This window comes from Sphingomonas sp. 3P27F8, from assembly GCF_005502745.1.
GTDB lineage: Bacteria > Pseudomonadota > Alphaproteobacteria > Sphingomonadales > Sphingomonadaceae > Sphingomonas.
On sequence record NZ_SCNL01000016.1, the window covers coordinates 63,772 to 77,793 of the forward strand.

At 60.6% G+C, this 14,022-nt stretch carries 9 protein-coding genes; all 9 read left to right on the forward strand.

The window, feature by feature from the left end; all coding sequences use genetic code 11:
* Position 1 precedes the first annotated feature (1 nt).
* The 9 genes from kdpB to FFS35_RS16610 all read left to right on the forward strand — a co-directional run bounded on the left by kdpB (position 2) and on the right by FFS35_RS16610 (position 13,991).
* The gene (gene kdpB, locus FFS35_RS16565) at positions 2 to 2,083 is read left to right on the forward strand and encodes a potassium-transporting ATPase subunit KdpB (protein WP_137788009.1); all 2,082 of its coding nucleotides are present in this window, start codon (positions 2 to 4) and stop codon (positions 2,081 to 2,083) included.
* Positions 2,084 to 2,120: 37 nt separating this feature from the next.
* Entirely contained in the window at positions 2,121 to 4,784 is a 2,664-nt protein-coding gene (locus tag FFS35_RS16570) for a sensor histidine kinase KdpD (RefSeq protein ID WP_137788010.1), read from the forward strand.
* Positions 4,781 to 5,494: a response regulator gene (locus tag FFS35_RS16575; RefSeq protein ID WP_137788011.1), complete on the forward strand. Its 714-nt coding sequence runs from the start codon at positions 4,781 to 4,783 to the stop codon at positions 5,492 to 5,494. Before FFS35_RS16570 ends, FFS35_RS16575 begins: the two co-directional genes overlap by 4 nt.
* A 1,226-nt stretch (positions 5,495 to 6,720) precedes the next feature.
* Positions 6,721 to 6,930, forward strand: a complete 210-nt coding sequence (locus tag FFS35_RS16585; protein WP_137788012.1) for a hypothetical protein — start codon at positions 6,721 to 6,723, stop codon at positions 6,928 to 6,930.
* Positions 6,931 to 7,002: 72 nt separating this feature from the next.
* Entirely contained in the window at positions 7,003 to 7,938 is a 936-nt protein-coding gene (locus FFS35_RS16590) for a class I SAM-dependent methyltransferase (protein ID WP_171007658.1), read from the forward strand.
* Positions 7,935 to 8,357 (forward strand): hypothetical protein, encoded by a 423-nt coding sequence (locus FFS35_RS16595; RefSeq protein ID WP_137788014.1) that lies wholly within the window; start codon positions 7,935 to 7,937, stop codon positions 8,355 to 8,357. Before FFS35_RS16590 ends, FFS35_RS16595 begins: the two co-directional genes overlap by 4 nt.
* Before the next feature lies 1 nt (position 8,358).
* Positions 8,359 to 8,610: a hypothetical protein gene (locus FFS35_RS16600; protein WP_137788015.1), complete on the forward strand. Its 252-nt coding sequence runs from the start codon at positions 8,359 to 8,361 to the stop codon at positions 8,608 to 8,610.
* A 1,148-nt stretch (positions 8,611 to 9,758) separates the two neighbouring features.
* Complete coding sequence (rnk, locus tag FFS35_RS16605) at positions 9,759 to 10,193, forward strand: nucleoside diphosphate kinase regulator (protein WP_137788016.1); 435 nt, start codon at positions 9,759 to 9,761, stop codon at positions 10,191 to 10,193.
* 1,029 nt (positions 10,194 to 11,222) lie between these two features.
* Complete coding sequence (locus FFS35_RS16610; protein WP_137788017.1) at positions 11,223 to 13,991, forward strand: DEAD/DEAH box helicase family protein; 2,769 nt, start codon at positions 11,223 to 11,225, stop codon at positions 13,989 to 13,991.
* Positions 13,992 to 14,022 lie beyond the last annotated feature (31 nt).

The following is a 14,022-nucleotide window of genomic DNA, read 5'->3' on the forward strand; positions in this document are numbered from 1 at the left end:
AATGTCCTCTCAAGAAACTCTCGCTTCGCCGGGCCCAGTTCTCGGCGGCAGCATCAAACAGGTTCCGTGGAGCTCAATCGTCGCTGAGTCATTCAGGAAGCTGTCACCGCGTGTTCAGTTGAAGAACCCGGTGATGTTCGTCGTCTTCCTCGGCAGCATCGTTACGACGCTGCTCTGGATCCAGGCCGTCACCGGAGAAGGCGAGGCATCGGCGGGATTCATCTTTGCGGTGGCCGCGTGGCTCTGGTTCACCGTCCTGTTCGCCAACGCCGCCGAAGCGATGGCGGAAGGGCGCGGCAAGGCTCAGGCCGATGCGCTTCGCGCAACGCGCCAGCGTGTTTTAGCCCGGATGCTGAAGGAGCCGAGGCAAGATAGCCCCAGTTGGCCGCAAGCGAGCGATGAGCTCGATGTGGGTGCCTATGTGTTGGTCCAGGCTGGAGAAATCATCCCGGCCGATGGCGAAGTCCTGCAGGGCGCCGCATCGGTCGATGAGTCGGCGATCACCGGCGAGTCCGCTCCTGTCATCCGTGAAGCAGGAGGCGATTTCGGCTCCGTCACCGGCGGCACGCGTGTCCTGTCCGACTGGATTGTCGTGCAGGTGACAGCAAGACCGGGCGAGGCATTCCTCGACCGGATGATCGCAATGGTGGAGGGCGCCAAACGCGGCAAGACCCCGAACGAGATCGCGCTCACCATCCTGCTGGTGGCGCTCACGCTTATTTTCCTGCTCGTCTGCGTTACCCTGTTGCCCTTCTCCTATTTCGGCACGCTGATGGTCGGATCGGGCTCGGCGGTGACCATAACCGTCCTGATCGCACTCCTCGTCTGCCTTATTCCCACGACCATCGGGGCGCTGCTCTCGGCCGTGGGCATCGCCGGCATGAGCCGGATGATGAAGGCCAACGTGCTGGCAACCTCTGGCCGCGCCATCGAGGCCGCGGGGGACGTCGACGTCCTGCTGCTGGACAAGACGGGCACCATCACGCTCGGCAATCGGGAGGCCACGAAGTTTCATCCCGCACCCGGTATCTCCGAAAGTGTGCTCGCGGATGCCGCGCAGCTCGCTTCGCTTGCGGATGAGACGCCCGAAGGCCGTTCAATCGTGGTTCTTGCCAAGAATGCGTTCGGACTCCGTGGCCGTGAGTTGCATGGGGCCGAAACAATCCCCTTTACCGCGCAAACACGCATGAGCGGCATCGACATAGACGGCAGAAAAATCCGCAAAGGGGCCGCCAGCGCAATCCGCACGCACGTCGAAGCGATGGGAGGGGTGTTCTCGCAAGAAGTCATTGCAACGGTCGAGGACGTGTCCCGACGCGGGAGCACGCCGCTTGTCGTGAGCGACGGAACGCGCGTCCTGGGCGTCGTTGAACTGAAGGACATCATCAAGGGCGGGATCAGGGAGCGCTTCGCCGAGCTGCGCGCCATGGGCATCAAGACGGTGATGATCACCGGCGATAACAGGCTCACGGCCGCCACGATCGCAGCCGAGGCCGGCGTCGATGACTATCTTGCCGAGGCGACCCCTGAGGACAAGCTGCGCCTGATCCGCCAGTATCAGGCCGAAGGCCGCCTCGTCGCCATGACCGGCGACGGCACCAACGACGCGCCCGCGCTCGCGCAGGCAGACGTGGCCGTCGCCATGAACAGCGGCACTCAGGCTGCCAAGGAGGCCGGCAACATGGTCGACCTCGACAGCAACCCGACCAAGCTGCTGCGCGTGGTCGAGGTGGGCAAGCAGATGATCATGACCCGAGGCGCTCTCACGACATTCAGCGTCGCCAACGACTTGGCCAAATATTTCGCCATCATCCCGGCGGCCTTCGTCGCCACCTATCCGCCGCTTGCTGCCCTCAACATCATGGGGCTGCACAGCCCGGCGTCGGCGATCCTGTCGGCCGTGATCTTCAACGCGCTGATCATCGTGGTCCTGATCCCGCTGGCGCTACGGGGCGTAAAATATCGTGCCGAGTCGGCCGAGCGTCTGCTCCGCCGCAATCTGCTGATCTATGGCCTGGGCGGACTCATCGTGCCCTTCATCGGCATCAAGGTCATCGATATGGTACTGACACCCTTCTTCTAGGGGCTTGCCTCAGAAGCGGATTGAGCGAGTGTTATAGATGAAGGACGACCGACCCGACCCTGATGCCCTTCTCGAAGCCACGAAGGGAAACGACGAACACTCCAAGCGCGGGCAGCTGAAGATATTTTTCGGCGCTTGCGCCGGGGTGGGAAAGACCTTCGCCATGCTTCAGGCGGCTCGTCAGGCCCAGGCTGACGGGGTTCGTGTCGGGGTCGGGATCGTAGAGACGCACGGGCGCAAGGAAACCGAAGCTCTGGTCGCAGGTCTGCCGATCCTCCCGCGCCGCGCGCTGCCGGCCAACGGGCGTTCGGCAACGGAGTTCGACCTCGATGGGGCTCTTGCCTCCGCGTATGAATTGCTCATCGTCGACGAGCTTGCCCATACCAACGTGGCGGGCAGTCGCCACGCAAAGCGCTGGCAGGACGTTGAGGAACTCCTCGACGCTGGCATGGACGTCTACACGGCCTTCAATGTCCAGCACCTCGACAGCCTTAATGATATCGTCGGAGGCATCATCGGCATCCGCATCCGCGAAACCGTCCCCGACCGCATTTTCGATGCCGCTACCGACGTCGTGCTGGTCGATCTTCCCACTGACGATCTTCTGGCGCGATTGAACGCGGGCAAGGTCTACCTGCCGGTTTCGGTGGAGCGAGCGCGGCAGAACTTCTTCAGGCGCGGCAACCTCATTGCGCTGCGCGAACTGGCGCTGCGGCGGGTCGCTGACCGTGTGAATGCCGACGTTCGCACCTACCGGGTGTCACACGCCATCAAGACCGTCTGGCCGACACAAGAACTGCTGATGGTCTGCGTCAGTGCCCATCGCTCGCAGGAGAAGCTAGTCCGTGAGGCGGGGCGTCTCGCTCAGCGGCTTCAGGCCAAGTGGATCGTCGTCCATGTCGATCAGCCATTTCACGGCGACGACGCAGGCTCACGCGCCACGCTGCTCACGATCGCCAAGACCGCGCAAGCCGCGGGCGCCGAGTTCGTAAACATTCCGGGCCAGGACGTCACCGAGACGCTGCTGGATTATGCTCGCAAACGGAACGCCACCAAGCTGATCGTCGGAAACCCTGCTCGCCGACGCTTGAAGCCATTCCGGCCGAGGCTGCAGGAGCATCTCGCGCGCGCCAATCCGGAAATTGGCCTGTTGCTGCTCAGCATCGACGAGGTCGCCGGGCGGCCGCGACCTCGCTGGCTCCCGGTGGAGCCCCAAGGAACTCTTTCCGCCATCGGAATAGCAACTCTCGCCTGCGGTGGGGCGACGTTCCTTGCATCTCGGTTGCTGAGCGTATTCGATCTTGCCAACGTCGTCATGGTGTTCCTGGTGACGGTAGTCCTGGTCGCCATGAGGCTCGGACGTGCTGCTGGCGCCTGGGCCGCACTGCTATCAGTCGCTTGCTTCGACTTCTTTTTTGTCGAACCGCGACTGTCGTTCACCGTCAACGACACGCAATACCTCTTCACCTTCGCGCTGATGCTCGGCGTTGCAATTGTCATCGGGCAACTTGCAGCCCGGCTACGGTCGGAGGCGCGTGTGGCTCGCGCGGGCGAGCGGCGCGCTTCGGCGTTGGCGCGGATCGCGCGTGATCTCTCGAGCGCGATCAAGGTCGAGCAGGTTGTCAAGATCTGCCGAGAAGCTCTGACGCCGTTGTTCGGAACCCAAATCCTGTTGCTGATCCCAGACAAGAACGAACGTCTTATGGTGACCCAGGATGCCATGCTGGTCGATTCGTCGACAGCGCAGTGGGCGTTCGATCATAATCAGGAGGCGGGCTTGGGAACCCAGACGCTGAGCGCTGCCAATGCTCTCTACCTGCCGCTAAAGGCTTCCATGGCGGTGCGCGGAGTGCTGGCGATCCTGCCGGACCGCGGCACCCTGCCCACCGATCCAGACGATCGGCGCCTGCTTGATGCAGTTTGCTCGACGACCGGTCTGACCCTGGAACGTATTCACTTCATGGAGGTGGCCCAGGAGACACTCGTCCGGATGGAAGGCGAGCAGCTGCGCAACGCGCTGCTTTCGGCCGTGTCGCATGACCTCAGAACGCCGCTTACGGTCATTCGCGGTCTTGCCGAGACGCTCGAGCACAGCAAAGAACTGGCCGAGGAGGATCGAAGCGACATTGCACGATCGATCAGGCTGCGGGCCGACGAGCTGAAGCGGCTTGTGGCGAATCTCCTCGATCTCGCCAGAATGCAAAGCGAAGGCGTGCGGCTAAACAAGGAATGGAATTCGCTGAGCGAGATCGTGGGCAGCGCCGTGGCGCAAGCAAGGCAATACCTTCAGCCACGACAGGTCCGAACGAGCCTGCCCGCCGATCTTCCGCTCGTGGAGGTGGATGCGACGCTGATCCAGCGCGTGCTGATCAACCTGTTCGATAACGCAGCGAAATACACCCCATCTGAAAGCATTGTCATGGTGCGGGCGGCGGCAACCGGCGAGACGATGTACTTGATCGTGGAGGACGACGGTCCTGGGCTACCGGTCACTGAACCGGACAAGTTGTTCGAGCCGTTTGCTCGGGGACAGAAGGAATCCGCTGTAAGCGGCGTCGGCCTGGGCTTGGCCCTATGCCGCAGCATCGTCGCGGCGCATGGCGGCAGCATTCGCGCCTCCGCCCGTAAGCCGCACGGCGCGGCTTTCGAGATCCGTCTGCCGCTCGGAGTGGCGCCCCGCGTCGAAAGTGAGATCATATGATCAAGCCGCGCATCCTGGTCGTCGAGGACGAAGCCGACATCCGACGTTTCGTTCGGATGGCGCTGGAGAAGGAGGGCATGAACGTCTTCGAGACAGAAACGGTCGAGGACGCGCGACTCAACGCCGGCAGCCGCAAGCCGGATCTGATGATCGTCGACCTCGGGCTCCCGGACGGCGACGGCAAGGCGCTGATCCGCGACGTCCGGAGCTGGATGTCTGCCCCCATTGTGGTGCTGTCGGCACGCGAGCAGGAGACCGAAAAGGTCGAGGCACTGGACGCAGGCGCTGACGATTATCTGGTCAAGCCGTTCGGCGTCCCCGAATTGCTTGCGCGTGTTCGGGCACAGCTTCGCAGGGCCGGCACCATGTCCAACGGGCAAGCCGCGTCACCGCTGGTGAGGTTCGGCCGAATAGAGATAAACCTCGCCACGCATGAGATCACTCGTGCAGGTGAAGCCGTACACCTCACGCCTAACGAGTTTCGGCTACTGACCGCACTCATTCGCGGCCATGGCAAAGTGCTGACCCACCGTCAGTTGCTCCTGGAAGTTTGGGGGCCAGGCTACTCCGAACGCGCGCATTACATTCGCATCTACATGGCTCAGTTGCGTCAGAAGCTCGAAGACGACCCATCGCAACCTTTACACCTCCTGACAGAGCTGCAAGTTGGCTACCGCTTGGCTGGTGTTGAGATCATGGGAGCCGCGTGACAAGAGCCTCTCTTTCTGCAGCTGGTCCCTCATGCCGGTTCCCTGTTCGGTGACTCGCGACCACGCGCGGCGGATCGATTGTGGTTGCATTCAGTCTTGCTTCGCCCTGGAGGACCGATCCCGAACTTCATCAGCAAAGCGGCTACCCTCGTCACTTACCGGCGCTGCTGCTTTTACGCTCTCTGCCTGCTCAACCGCGCCCGTAGGGCCGCCTGTGGGAAATGCAGCGGCCACGGGTTTCAGGCGGCGAAGGAACGATCGAGGATGTTGGGCGCGCGGGATGATCGACAACTCACACGCCACCCTCCTGTGGCCCGAAGGCCAGCAAGCGGGAAGCGACCTGCAACCGCCTGATTGTGACCTACGCCGTTAAGGACAGCACGCTGAGCATCAGTCCGGCCGAACTCACAATGACGGCCTGCCCGCCCGGCACTGATGGAACAGGAACGGCAATTCGTTGATCTTCTGCAGGATGTCAGGCGCCTTCCACATCGACCAAACGGGTGCGCTCGTGTTTGAGACCGCCGCCTGGGAAAAGATCATGGCTTGGCGGTAAGGGCAGCGGGTCAGGCGGCGACCGAACCTCAAGGTGAGACGGCTGGGTCTGGGATTTAGAAGGTGTTGAAAGTTAAGGAGCGCCCGCAGCGCCTATTTTACGGTCCGCGTCCTGCAGGAATAGCCAGTTTTCCTGCCTCCGGCGCGTCCACTTACTTGAAAAGCTGGTTGTTGAGTGCAGGTGTCTCGACAAACGTCAGGTCCGTTCAGGGCGGTCTATATAGCATCTTTACGGAGATCGGACTTTTATAGGCTCGAATCCATACACAGAGATGGCTAGTTAAATTGCCGCACAAAGGACGCGGCATGCCCGACTTTACGTATCGTCACAACGACCTGCTTCTCCGCTTCACAGGGGTGTTGGCGATCGCCATTGCGGTCGTCGCTCTCCGACAGCTTTACAGCTTGGTCCACCTGCCGCCGCACCACGAGGCGTCACTCATTGAGCTTGCCCTGGCTGCAATTGGGTTCCTCGGAACGAGTGGCGGAAGCGCACTTGTTGTCCTCGGCCGTCACATCTTCGACGAGGTCGTTGTCGCGCGACCTTGGGGCCGCGCAGCTTCATACAAGATCCCCACCAGGAGCGGTAAGCCCCAGCCACCAATCGAGCAGCTTAGTGCTGTCCCGTCCAGCGTCACCGTTACGTCGCTAAGCTGTGTTGGAGCGGCCAGATGAGGAAAGAAGATGAAGCCAGCAGGCCTGTTCGTCCTGTTGCTGATAATCGCGGGATTGATCGCCCTCAACGTATATCTGCGCATCTGGCTGTTCATAAGAAACCGCCGGGCGAGCAGGAACACTCCGCGCGACGAGGCAAACCGCGCATCGAGGGACAGCTCACACTGAGATCCGGCAAGGCCGTCAGCGACGACTCTCCGGCCTGATCCAAGAACATCAACCTTCGGACCATCGGTGCCCTTTCAGGCCCGCCGCTACGGCCACCAGGAGACTTTAGAGTGGCAACGTTTGCCCGCATTGAGGACACCGCTTCATCACCAGAAAGTGAAGCCGCAGATGCTTATGACTCCGTTGGCGAATGCTATCGAACCTACGCGGATGGTGAAGGCTGCGAACTATTCGACTTTTCGAGTCGCTACAGCTTCGCCGACCGTGAGATTTGGCAGCGGATCGACGCGACCTTGGTCGCGCTTCGAGCTTCTGGCCAGACCATCGTCAAGGTGGTCGACGCGGGATGTGGTCCTGGCACCTGGCTGCTGAGGGTCGTGCTCAGAGCACGCGCGCTTGGCTTCCAGAGAATCGATGCAGAGGGCTTCGACATCTCATCCGCGATGATTGATCTTGCGCGCGACGGAGCACGCAGCTCCACAAGCGAAATACCCGAAGCGCGCTTCACGGTTTGCGATATCGAGCAAGGCCTCGCCGCGTACCGCGACGCACCGGCCGATCTCGTGCTTTGTCTCTACGGCGTTCTCAATCACCTGCCAGCTCAGCGGCACGAGGCAGTCGCAACGCAGCTGGCCCGTGCAACCGCAGGATCGCTGCTGGTAACCGCGCGTACGATCGGCAGCATGCCGTCGATCTTCGTCGCCGGTGTCGAGGATGCGGTTGATTTCCGACGCGACCACCAGCGCGACCGGCTCTGCGTCGCCCTTAAGGATGGGCGCCACATCGATTTTGGCATGCACCTATTCTCGGCATCGGAACTGAAGTCGCTCTTCGCTCTGGAGGGGGAAATAGCCGAGCTCGTCGGGCTTGATCTTTTCCACGGACGGTTCGCACCGGACGCGCGGTGGAATCCGCCGATGATGGCCGACCAGGACTTCAACGACGCCTTGGTGCGGCTTGAGCACCTGTGCGCCTGCGACATGAGGTTCATCGACCGAGCCGCGCACGTGCTGCTGCACCTGAAGAGGGGGGAGCTGCGCGTATGAGCTTACGCGACATTGCGTGGCGCGCCGCCGGCGCTGCATTGCTGCTCGGAGCTGCATCGAGCGGCTTTGCCATACGGCCGCTTTCGAACACGACCTCAATCCCTGCACTGGCAATCGGGCTAGTGAGCTTCTGCGTCGCCTGCTACGGTTTCCTGCTGCTCACCCGCGGCGCTGCCCTCCGCGACACACTTCGCCAAGCGCTTGACGCGCCGGCAAAGGATCGGCCGTCGGCCGAACCGGTTCTGGAAAATATAACCTCTTTGCTGGCGCGGGATGCGGCCATGGGTGGTCGCGCGTCGCTGGCCACCTACCTTATCCTGCGCGCGCAGCAACGGCCCTGCGCTTCTACTCGCTGCGGGAAGCCCTCCCGACTATCTAAGGCAGCCACCGATCTGCGGCCGCTCAAGGAGCGATCCTGACGTGACCGAACCCAAGTTGCAGTTTGCCATCTCAACCTACCGTCTGCGTGATGTGGGGGACCGCGGAGGCTGCGACGCCAACTTCCAGCGCAGCGGCCAGACCGCGCGGATCATCGTGTTTGATGACTCCTCTGTCGCCAATCACGAGAGATACTATGGCCCCTGGAATCCGCCCCGAACTCAAAACGAGCTGTGGTACGTCGCCCGGCGGAAAAGGAGCAGTTCATCCCACACTCGCGCACTCGCCGCATGAAATGTCCTCGGACCGAGGAGCGGGCAGCTCCACGGCGCGTCGCGGTGAACCTGTTACGGACCTTTCACGATTTCGGCGCGATTGCTTTCAGCAAAACGAGAGCCAGCTCGTGGATGGCGAAGCTGGACTTATCCGATCAGCACTCGAAATCTGGCCAACACAAGTTGCGATGGTCCACTTCAAGAAGAACTGTCGCCAGCTGCCGCTATGCCGCGTCCGCAACCGCGATCGCGGTTTCCTTCGGGCGGGAAAGGGCGCCACGATATGAGCGGCACACTACTCCTTGTTCTGTTCGTAGCGGGGCTTGTGATCGCAGCCCGGCTCTTTCTTCGTCCCGAGCAGCGCCCGCCGATCCCAGAGGATGGTGAGCGCGACGGCCCGCGTTCAGCGGGCTGATCCGAGCCGGAATAATACGCGCCGCCTGACCTCAGAATAGTTCACCCGCTGCGATGAAGACGCGGCATACAGACAATGGAGCAGCACGAGATGACATGCCGCCTCTCGCTCGTCGTGGGCATTTTCAACCTTTGCTTCCTTTGCTGGCTAGCTTGGAAGATCAAGAAGCGGCGGCGATGACGATACCGATCTTGGACCAATCTTCAACGATACCATCCGAACATCTGGAGTATCTTATCATGTCTGGGCATCAGTGATGATGCCAGTGGCAGGTACAAAGGCAATCCTGCGCCGCGCGTATCAAGCATCGTGAGCGCATCGACCCCCGTCCTCTTCGAGCGTTGATGCTATGTCGACGTGCACCACGGCTGCTCAAGGCTGCGGTGTGCCACGTGGCACACTAGATAGATCTAGGTCAGCGATGCGTGTTCTTCAGCGCCGCTGTATTAATGCGGTGTCAAGCCGTGCCGAGGTTGGCCAGAGGCGGCTGCCTTCCGCGGCGACGCAGGCGCAGGCCTGCATGCATCCGAGCAGGCGTAACTGCTTGAGTGTTTGACACTCTCGCCGGGCAAGGACATCATCAAACTGTGAAATCTTGCGTGCGCCCTCTCCGACGCCGCCTCCGTGCGGGACAACTCCTCGCGGGCATCTAGCCCGGGCTCTCCTACGGCATGTCCCGAAGAGCTCGGGGCCTTCGCATTTGATGAATAGGTCGCCCGTCTAAGATCGGGTGACCATCCAGGAGATCAGTAATGACCAGCACCCGAGTGGGCGCCTCGCGGCCCCAGATCCACATGATTGAGGAAGAAGCGGAGAAGCTCTCGAACCTTGCCGTTAACATCGAACATCGATTTCCGCAGGTGAGTGAACTTCTGATCCGCGAAACTTCGCGTGCCAAGCTACACACGGCAGAATCCATCCCTGCTGATGTAGTCACAATGGGTTCGTCGGTTGAGTTCGTGGACGAAGGGACCGGGACACGTCGGACCGTCCAGCTCGTCTACCCAGCAGAGGCTGATATATTGGCGGGACGTGTCTCAATCCTCACGCCTGTCGGTGCCGGCCTGATCGGCCTCCGTGAAGGCCAGTCGATCATGTGGCCGGACCGGGAGGGACATGAACGGGGTCGGTACATAGAACGGACCCAGATATACGCTAAGCGCCGACAGCCCCGCTCGGGTGTCTGAAAACACCTGTTTGTCGTACATTCGTCGGGAATGACGTGGTTTGGGACATTCCTGCCGGTCGGCGCCGCGACTGGGAATGTCCGGTTACGCCGACACCCGCCATTCGTAGATCCGCTTAAGCCATCTCGATCAGGTCCGAGCTAGCGGACTGTCCGGTTAGTCCGCTCGGGATCGTGCAAGGAGCCAAGCTGCCCTTCGTTCACCAAGCCCGAGATGCGGGTGCGAACGGCCGAGGTGGATCCGTTGGACGATGGGGACTGCCCGGAATCCATCCGTCAATCCCATAGAGCGGCCGTTCATTCAGCATCGCCGGCTCGCTGCCTAGTCGATCTTGTTGGACGTTGAGGAATGACCGGAATCGTGGGCTGGGTCGTGATATGCGGCCCTTGGTTCGGGCATTCCTCTTGCGGATCGGGTGAAAGAGTGGGGGGAATAATGCACCGCTCCTGTCTTAGGCTGTAAACTCATAAAGCTGTAGCTGCGCTATCTGCACATGCTATCATTTTCGTAAGGGGCCCCGAGAATCACTTGAGGATTGAGCGGCTCCGATCGGGGGCTCGGGTGCGATCATGGGGGCGGAGGACGAGCGGTGAGGGCGATGGAATGCGACTAGCCCGCTGGTGCAGCTAACTACAGAAGCATCAGCTGCCACTTGTTTGCGAGTTTTCATTCGAAGTCTGCCCTGTTATGCATTGCTGACCTTGATGTTCATGGCCAGCCAAGAACTCGGGTTGACCGGTAGGTCACATTTAATCTGGCGAGAGGAGTAAATTAAAGCTCTTCAGTTTCCACTTTTGGTTTGCAGTGGTGAATGCACAGATTATGCTGGCCAACCGCGGGCATATGACATTCGGCCGATATGGAATGCGGGAAAGGGGCGTACACCTTGCAATTCGTTGATCGCCGCTATGTCGAAGTCTCGTAGCCGTTCCGACAAAGGTCTTATTGCCGGAGGCCAACACGAGGACGTCGCTTCGCTAGACGATTTTCAGTTTTCCCCATCCCATCGTTAGAGATCGCAGAAATCTCGTGACCTATTTCGCATCGCATTATTCAGATCTGCGCTTTCCCGTTGAACGCGGCGACGACATTCCGGAGCCCGGTTTTCGCGAGGCGCAACGCGGTGCGCTATTTGCTATAGCGTCGCACTTTACCTCACGGACCGATCCCGCAATCGTGACCATGCCGACGGGATCGGGCAAGACAGCGGTGTTGCAGGCGAGTGCCTTTCTCCTTCGAGCGAGCCGCGTGCTCGTCTTGACTCCGAGCCGCCTTGTTCGCGAACAAATTGCCGAGGATTTTGGCGAACTGCGAGTCCTGAAGCGTCTGAATGCCTTACCGAACGATCTCGCCGCGCCGGCAGTCATGGCTACCAACGCACGGGTCAAAACTGCCGACGATTGGGAGGCCATGAGGGCCTTCGATGTTGTCGTCGCGACCGTACAAAGCATCAGCCCGTCCTTGGAAGATGTCCCGGCACCACCAGCCGACCTGTTCGATCTGATCCTGGTCGACGAAGCGCATCACAGTCCCGCTCTGACGTGGCGAACTCTTATCGAGGGATTTCCAGATGCGCTCAAGGTGTTGTTTACTGCCACACCATTTCGTAGAGATGACCGGGAAATAAAGGGTCGTTTCGTTTATAGTTATGATCTGAAGCGAGCCTATGATGACGGTGTATTTGGGCACATCGACTATATCCCGGCAGAGCCCGAAGCCGGTGATACCGGCCGCGAAGCTGAAGATCGCGCCGTTGCCCTTGCTGCGGAAGCCAAATTCAAGGCTGACCGGGCAGCAAACCTAGATCATCTTTTGATGGTTCGCACCGATAGCCGAGCGCGCGCGAAGGAGCTTGAGGGCATTTATGCGGTCAATACCGAGCTAAGATTGAAACTGGTGACGGGTGACCAATCACTCGCGCATGTTCGCCGTGTTTTGGCCAAGCTGGATACCGGCGAGCTCGATGGCATTATCTGCGTCAATATGATGGGAGAAGGGTTCGACATGCCGCGGCTGAAGATTGCCGCGGTCCATGCACCGCATCGCTCGCTGGCGGTGACACTTCAATTTATCGGTCGTTTCGCCCGGACCGTCGGCGAGCGACTAGGCAGTGCAACCTTCCTCGCTCCGATGTCAGCCATTCAAGTCGAAGCGCGGCAATTGTATGCCGAGGGCGCCGTTTGGGCCGAGATCATTCCCAATCTGAGCGAGGCGCGAATTCGCCGCGAAGTGGACGTGCGAGAAACGCTTGAGGCGTTCGAGCCGCAAACGAGCGTCCCGGACCTCGCGGACCTTTCGCTCTACGGATTGTCCTTGTACGCGCACGTCAAGATCTATCGATTGCGGGAAGCCCCGGATCTAGCAACGCCCATGAATTTTGGAGGCGACCGGGAAACGGTCTTTTCCTGGACGAGCGACAGTCAGCGCGCGAGCGTGCACATCACCCGGCAAGTCACCGGTGTGCGATGGGCTAGCGACGATCGGCTGCTCGACGTTCGGTTCGACATCTTCGTATTTTACTACGACGAAGCGGCGAATCTCCTGTTCATCTGTGCGTCGAAACGCGCCGATGGCTATTACCGCACGCTGGCACGAAACTTGACCGGGTATGATCCTCGCATCCTTCCGCTCAGCCATGTGAGCCGCGCGCTGAAGGAGCTTGGCGATCCGCGCTTCTTCCAGGTCGGTATGAAGAAGCGGCAGGCAGCCAGTCTCGCGGAGTCCTACCGCATAATGGCCGGATCCCATGCCGATGAGGCCATCCGGAACGAAGACGCGCGTCTCTATGATCGCGGGCATTGTTTCGGCAGCGCCTACGATGGCGAGGAGCGATTGACGATCGGCCTCAGCAGTTCGTCGAAGATCTGGAGCAACAGAACGCTCAGTCTGCCCGAGCTACTGGGATGGTGCCGGACACTCGCCCGCAAGATCAATGACAAGAAGGCGGCGGTAACTGGCAGCAAGCTCGATATGCTCCAGACCGGTGAAACGGTGCGGAAAATCCCCGGCAGGCCGCTGTTCGCGATCTGGTCCAACGATATCTACATAGAGCCGCCGCAGGCGATTTTCCAAGATACTTCCGGCGCCCACCATTCCGTGCCGCTGACCGAATTCTCTCTCGACGTCACAGGCTGGGGCGATCATCATATCGCCATTTGCCTTGCCAATGATCTCGTGGCGACAAACCTGATTTTCAGGCTTGAAGGCGGCGGCCCCCTGTTCGGCTATCTCGACGATGTCCAGCCACGGGTGGTTCTCGACTGGCAGCGTCATGATGTCGATCTGGCAGACTATTTGAACGATGACCCGGTCGCCTTTACGCTCGACGACTGGTCGCGGCTTGATGGCGAGGAACATTATCCGCCGCCGGCTGGAGGCTTCGAGCTCTACAGCGCCGACCTGGTCGACACGCTCGACTGGAACGCCGCCGGCGTCGATATCAAGGTGGAGTACGCGGCGGGAGTTGGTCTTGCCACGTCGATCCAGGGTCACCTGCGCCAGGTTCTGGCGGGTGGAAGCGATGACGTCGTCTATTGGGACCATGGCAGCGGCGAGACGGCCGATTTCGTGGCATTCAAGCTACGCGACGATGGCGGTGTCGATGTTCGCTTTTATCATTGCAAGGGCTCGTCGGGCCCCAGCCCGGGCAACAGAGTCGCCGATGTCTACGAAGTGTGCGGACAGGCGGTCAAAGGTTACATCTGGTGCGATATCGCGGGCTCTGTTGCAAACATTGGTGACGGCCGGGCAGCGTCACCCCGTCTGGGGATCAGGCAGCATTGGCAAAATGCTGATTGAGCACGTCCATGGCCTCGGTCATGACCGAGGG

Bases quoted from the DNA above. Each gene is read 5' to 3' on its own strand.
- kdpB (WP_137788009.1), top strand. From the start codon at position 2: ATGTCCTCTCAAGAAACTCTCGCTTCGCCGGGCCCAGTTCTCGGCGGC.
- FFS35_RS16570 (WP_137788010.1), top strand. From the start codon at position 2,121: ATGAAGGACGACCGACCCGACCCTGATGCCCTTCTCGAAGCCACGAAG.
- FFS35_RS16575 (WP_137788011.1), top strand. From the start codon at position 4,781: ATGATCAAGCCGCGCATCCTGGTCGTCGAGGACGAAGCCGACATCCGA.
- FFS35_RS16585 (WP_137788012.1), top strand. From the start codon at position 6,721: ATGAGGAAAGAAGATGAAGCCAGCAGGCCTGTTCGTCCTGTTGCTGAT.
- FFS35_RS16595 (WP_137788014.1), top strand. From the start codon at position 7,935: ATGAGCTTACGCGACATTGCGTGGCGCGCCGCCGGCGCTGCATTGCTG.
- rnk (WP_137788016.1), top strand. From the start codon at position 9,759: ATGACCAGCACCCGAGTGGGCGCCTCGCGGCCCCAGATCCACATGATT.